Here is a 4,490-nt window from a genome sequence, read left to right as displayed (position 1 = left end):
GGTCCTGCGCAAATAGCAGCTATAAGTTTTTCTTTTTTGTTAAAATCTTCTACAATCTCTATTAATTCTTTACTGTCCCTAAGATTAGTTGCACCTGGTAGCCCTCCTGGTATAACTAAGCCTGTATATTCATCTATATTTAAATCTTTTAATAGTTTATCTCCTACTACTTCTATACCATGTGCTCCTTTTACATTTTTCTCCTTTGTTATAGATACGGTATCTACCTCTATATCTACTCTTCTAAGATAGTCTACTACAGTTAAAGCTTCTACTTCTTCAAAGCCTTCTGCTAAAAATACCATTATTTTCATAAATATCTATTCCTCCTATTTTTTATCCTATTATTACTTATACCCATTTTAAGAACTAGTATTAATTTTAATGTAGACTTATATTGGGTAAGTAATACTAAACATATAGTAGTTCAAATAGTAGTTCAAAGTTTTTATATGGTATAATTTAAAATTAATATATATTTATTATGAATTATAGGAGGCAATTATGAAAAAAATATTTAGAATTTTATTATTATCTTTAATAATATCCTTACTTGTATTTCCAAGCCTTGCAAAGGACAATGCAGATGATTTAACTATTGTTTTTACTCACGATATGCACGACAATCTAGAACCCTATAATATGGTCATAGATGGTGATATAGAGTCTAGAGGAGGTTTTGCTAGACTGTCTTCGGCTATAGCAAAAGAAAGAGATAAAGATAGTGACCTTTTATTAGTTGATGCAGGAGACTATTCTATGGGTACCCTTTATCAAACAATATATGAGACACATTCACCAGCCCTACGCCTTATGGGTAAAATGGAATATGATGCAACAACTTTGGGAAATCATGAATTTGATTTTAGACCTGAAGGCCTTTCAAAAAGTTTAATCTCCGCTATGGATAGTGGAGACAATTTACCTCAAATAGTAGCTTCAAATACTAAGTTTCCAAAAGAAGGTATGAGTCAAACTTTAGAAGAACTAGAAACAAGCTTAGAAAAATATGGAGTAAAGGATTATCTAGTATTAGATAAAAAAGGAATAAAAATAGGTCTTATCGGTCTTATGGGAGAAGAAGCTGATTCAAATGCTCCTATGGCTGAAGTAGAGTTTACTGACATAGTTGAAGAATCTAAAGCTCTTGTAAAAACTCTTAAAGAAGATGAAAATGTAGATTTAATAGTAGCTCTTTCCCACTCTGGTACTGATGGAAAGCCAGGTAAAACTGAAGATGAAATATTAGCTAAAAAGGTCCCTGATATAGATCTTATAATATCTGGTCATAGCCACACTATGCTCCCACAACCTATAATAGTAGGAGATACTATCATAGTTTCATCTGGAAGATATGCAGAAAATTTAGGTAAAATAAAAATCGAAAAAAATGAAGATAAATGGAATTTAAAAGATTATCAGATAAAAACTATAGATGAGACTTACAAAGAAGATAAGGAAATAAGTAGTCTTATTGATGGTTTTAAAGAAGATGTAGAAAATGAGTATTTGGATAGATTTGGATTAAAGTATGATGAGGTAATAGCAGAATCTCCATTTAACTTTACTCCAGCTTTAGATCTAGCAGAGATCCAAGAAGAAGAGCCTTTAGGTTACCTTATAGGTGATGCATATAGATATGCAGTTAAAAAGGCTGAAGGAGATGATTACAAACATGTTGATGTTGCAGTAGTTCCTTCAGGAGTTATAAGAGATTCTTTTACAAAGGGTCATATAACTGTTAAAGATATCTTTAAAGTATCTTCTCTTGGCATAGGAAGGGATAAGCTTTCTGGATACCCTCTTATTGACGTATATTTAACCGGAAAAGAACTTAAAACAGCTGCAGAAGTAGATGCATCTATCCAACCCCTTATGAACTCAGCCCAACTCTACTTGTCAGGTATGAGATATAGCTTTAATCCACACAGAATCATATTTAATAAGATTACAGATACAAGTATATTTACATCTGATGGAAAGCAAACACATTTAGAAGATGATAAACTATATAGGGTAGTTGCAAATCTCTATAGTGCTCAAATGTTAAATATTGTTGGCGATAAGTCTATGGGACTTTTATCAATAGTTCCTAAGGATGAAAATGGAGACAAAATAGATGACTTTGAAGAAAGAATTATTTATGAAAATGGAGAAGAAGTAAAAGAATGGGTAGCTCTTACTAGTTATTTACAAAGTTTTCCCAAAGAAGATGGTATACCACAAATTCCTAAATCTTACTCAAAAAAGCAAGGTGTCAAAATAATAAATGATGATACAGGTCTTGTGGAGAGATTTAAAAATCCAAACAAAATAAGTTTAGGGATAGTTCTAATACCATTAGTTTTAATCTTAATTATAATACTGGTAATTAGGTTTTTCATTAAAAGAAAAAGAAAGAAAACTAGAGTTTAAAATATAGATATTAAAAGGAATAAACAAACTCCAGAGTTTGTTTATTCCTTTCTTATTTTACTTCTTTGAATAACGTCTTATCATCACTACTATCAGTGTTATTATACCAAATAGAAGTATTGAAGGTAGCAATGAAATAATTGTCTGTCCAATAATTGTCTGACTCATCTTATACCCCCTTTTCAATTATAGAAAATATTTTTTCTGTGGTAAATATAGATAAGGGAATGTTTATACCTATAAGAACAAATATTATAATAACATTTGATATTGGACTAATTGGTAACAATTTATTTTCAATATATTGAAGTATTAAAAAATAAATTATATAAAATACAATATTCATTGACCAACGTACAAGTTTTTTTCTCATGATTAACCCACACTCCATTCACCTTTTTTATAAACTAATCTCTACTATTCACATCTATCCATTTATAAAGTCCTTCTTTTTACATCAGTATTTATAGTTACAAAATAATTTACAATATACATTATAGCTACACTTAAAAGTATAAGAAAAGTCTCAAATACTCCATACCTTGTAGCTATTGTGTCTCCTATAAATATTAGTATTTTTTCAAAAGGTTTTATATTAAATATTGATGCTAATATATTTACTCCTACTAGAACTATCCATATTTTATATCCAAACTTGTAATTTAAACTTGCTAATAAGTTAAATATACTTATAAAAGCTAAAAATAAAATAAATAAAGAAAAGATTATAAACAGTAAATTGTCCCTTTGGAGATTAAAGTTAACAAAATCATATAGTGGCTCTTTACCAACAAGTTTCATAAGTTTTGGATCTACTTTTAATAATATTCCTTGGATACTTGCAAATATAAATACTACAACTATATTGTCTGTTAAGAATGAAGTAAAATAATCTCTTCTAGTCATCCCTAGACTTTGTGACAGAGGAAAACTTTCATAGTTCCTTTCATAATTGTATACCAATAAAGTTATCACTATTATCATAAGATTTACTCCAGCCACTGAAACTGGATTGCTTGTTGCTGTTGAACCCCCTAAGCTAAACCCTATATTAAATTCTGCAGAACCATCTCCTAGATCAAAACCTATAAAGTTCCCAGTCGCTAAATTATTTAGTATATAGAAGAATATGTCTACTAGTATAACTATTATCCAAAACTTCATTATAAACTTCTTTGTTTCCATAAATTGATATCTTAAAGATCTTTTAAAACTATCCATCTATCTTACCTCCTTCAGCTCTATACTTCTCAGTTAATAAAACAAATAGTTTTTGAAGTGGTATGGAACTTACATCTACTTCATTTTTCTTTAAATCATCCTTTTCCTCTTTGGATAAACTATCAAATATGCCTACTATAAGACTAGAACCAAATTCTTCTTTACTAATCACATTTTTATCCTTTATAAAAGGTTTTATATTTTCTAACCTTCCATTTAAAAAGTATGATTTTTTCATTAAGTCTTCTACCTCTTCTTTTATAAAAACTTTTTCATCTTTTAATATTATTATTTCTTCAAATAGATTTGTAACTTCATCTATTAAATGAGTTGATATAATAACTGTCCTAGGATACTTTTCTACATCTTCTAAGAGAAGGTTATAAAACTTATACCTATAAGCTGCATCAAGTCCTAGTGACGGCTCGTCAAATATTGTTAAAGGAGCTCTAGATGCTAGACCTATAACTAGTCCTACTATAGTTTGATTTCCCCTAGAAAGTTTACTATAGTTCTTTTTTATGTCTAAACTAAATTCTTTTATTAAAGTTTTAGCATACTCTTCATCCCAATTTTTATATAAAATTTTAGCCCCTTTAAATATCTTTTTAACCTTTATATCTTCTACTCCAAATCCACTTTCCTTTACCATAGCAATGTTTTCTAGGGCTTTAGAGTTTTCATACACGCCTTGTCCATTAAAGAACACTTCTCCCCTATCTGCTTTTATAGAGTTTGATATTATATTTAATAATGTTGTTTTTCCTACACCGTTTCTTCCTAAAAGACCATATATCTTGTCTTCATCTAATTTTAAGTTTATATGGGAAAGTACCTTTGTAGAACCAAAAGAC

5 protein-coding genes are annotated in these 4,490 nt (G+C 29.2%); 1 reads left to right on the top strand and 4 read right to left on the bottom strand.

From position 1 onward, the window contains the following. Window positions 1-314: DJ-1/PfpI family protein (locus ACTHW2_RS11105; protein WP_442263987.1), on the bottom strand; the 314-nt coding region annotated here is incomplete at its 3' end. A 190-nt stretch (window positions 315-504) separates the two neighbouring features. Between ACTHW2_RS11105 and ACTHW2_RS11100 the strand changes: the two genes are divergently transcribed. Next, the gene (locus tag ACTHW2_RS11100; protein WP_442263986.1) at window positions 505-2,415 is read left to right on the top strand and encodes a bifunctional metallophosphatase/5'-nucleotidase; all 1,911 of its coding nucleotides are present in this window, start codon (window positions 505-507) and stop codon (window positions 2,413-2,415) included. 169 nt (window positions 2,416-2,584) lie between these two features. On the opposite strand, the gene ACTHW2_RS11095 is transcribed toward ACTHW2_RS11100, so the two are convergent. The 3 genes from ACTHW2_RS11095 to ACTHW2_RS11085 all read right to left on the bottom strand — a co-directional run. Then, a complete protein-coding gene (locus tag ACTHW2_RS11095; protein ID WP_442263985.1) occupies window positions 2,585-2,788 on the bottom strand; it encodes a hypothetical protein in 204 nt (67 codons plus the stop codon). Between the two features lie 62 nt (window positions 2,789-2,850). After that, the gene (locus ACTHW2_RS11090) at window positions 2,851-3,636 is read right to left on the bottom strand and encodes a hypothetical protein (RefSeq protein ID WP_442263984.1); all 786 of its coding nucleotides are present in this window, start codon (window positions 3,634-3,636) and stop codon (window positions 2,851-2,853) included. Beyond that, window positions 3,629-4,490 (bottom strand): ATP-binding cassette domain-containing protein (locus ACTHW2_RS11085; protein WP_442263983.1); only part of this gene is annotated, 862 nt, incomplete at its 5' end. The genes ACTHW2_RS11085 and ACTHW2_RS11090, both read right to left, overlap by 8 nt.

It is taken from the genome of Tissierella sp., from assembly GCF_052089545.1.
In the GTDB taxonomy this organism is placed as follows: Bacteria; Bacillota; Clostridia; order Tissierellales; family Tissierellaceae; genus Tissierella_A.
Note: the sequence above shows the minus strand (reverse complement) of the source record. Positions and strands in the feature narration are given on the sequence as shown.